This is a genomic window from Streptomyces colwelliae (assembly GCF_048158785.1).
Lineage (GTDB): Bacteria > Actinomycetota > Actinomycetes > Streptomycetales > Streptomycetaceae > Streptomyces.
This window is the reverse complement of the sequence record NZ_JBLTJC010000799.1, coordinates 1-1,338: the sequence shown is the minus strand read 5'-3', so window position 1 is coordinate 1,338 and position 1,338 is coordinate 1. Positions and strand designations below refer to the sequence as shown.

Here is a 1,338-nt window from a genome sequence, read left to right as displayed (position 1 = left end):
AACGTCGCGTCCTGCTGTGCCGCTGTCGTGGAGATCGGGTCGATGCGCAGCACGTAGTTGGAGTGCCGGATGTAGCGCGTCGGGTTGTTGTACGACCGGAAGGACGCCCAGGAGGAGTCCGCGAGCCCCGCCGTCCGGTAGAACGTGGCGTCCCCGGCGAACGTCGACGTGCCGTCGTTCACGTCGAGTTGGAGCGCGTAGTCGTAGTGCCGCAGATAGCGGGTCGGGTAGTTGACCGACTGGAAGGACACCCCGGTCGAGTCAGCGAGACCCGGCACCAGCTTCCACTGCGAGTCGGTGTACGGGTCGAAGGCGTACTCGTCGATCCGGCCGACGAAGTTGGAGTGGCGGACGTAACGGGCCGGGTAGTTGTAGGACTTGAGCCGGTTCCAGGCCGGGGTGCCCCACTTGGCGACGAGGTTGTTGTACTCGGCCGTGGTGATCGGCTGGATGCCGCAGTGCTTGGAGTTGAGCGGCTGCGTGTAGAGCTTCTGGTCGACGGCCGTCCAGGTGCCGGCGGCGAGGCTGCTGGTCTGCCAGGCGTAGAAGACGCCGTTGGGGTCCCAGGTGTCACCCCAGAGGTACCAAGTGGAGCTGGAAGCAAGGGACTTGACGAGCGTCGGCGCCTCGGTGCCGTTGTGCGAGACCGCCGTGCTGAACTCGGTGAAACTGCCCGGGTCCAGTGACGTGGACTTCGCGCCGACCAGCGTCGAATTCTTCTTGAAGTAGAGGTAGTTGACCCCGTTCACCCCCACGGCGAGATCACCGTCGATGACGTCGTAGCCGGGGTCGAAGAACACCTGCGGATCACCGGCGGTCACGAAGTCGCTGGTGTAGTTGACCATGATGACGTTGTGGCCGCTGTCGTTGACGGCCGAGTAGATCACGCCGTACTGCCCGCGCCCCGCGTCCCAGAACGACTCCGGCGCCCAGGCGTGGGTGTCCAGGCTGTGCACCTTCATCCGCCGGTAACCGGTGAAGGTGCGCAGGTCGGTGGAGTCCCAGACGTGGATGTACTGGCTGACGTACGACCAGTCGGTGCCGTTGAGGTCGGTGGCGAGGACCACGAACGTGCCGTCCTGCTTGCGCAGGATGAACGGGTCGCGCAGGCCGAGGGAGCCGGCGGTGGGGGTGGCGACGGGGGCGTTCTGGTTGAGCGGGGTCCATTGCAGACCGTCGGGGCTGACGGCCAGGTGCAGGCCGTAATTGGCGCCCAGGAACGTCGGCGACTCGGTGAAGTAGCACATGACGTAAGCCGAGTTGGTCGCGGCCCGCGCGCTGCCCGCGCCGAGCGTGAGCGCGCCGGTGGCCGCGAGGGGGACGGTCGCGGCCATGCCG

The 1,338-nt window shown here is 66.5% G+C and carries 1 protein-coding gene; it reads right to left on the bottom strand.

The features are described 5' to 3' along the window. Positions 1–1,338: glycoside hydrolase family 43 protein (locus tag ACNFOC_RS54445; protein WP_416966322.1), on the bottom strand; the 1,338-nt coding region annotated here is incomplete at both ends.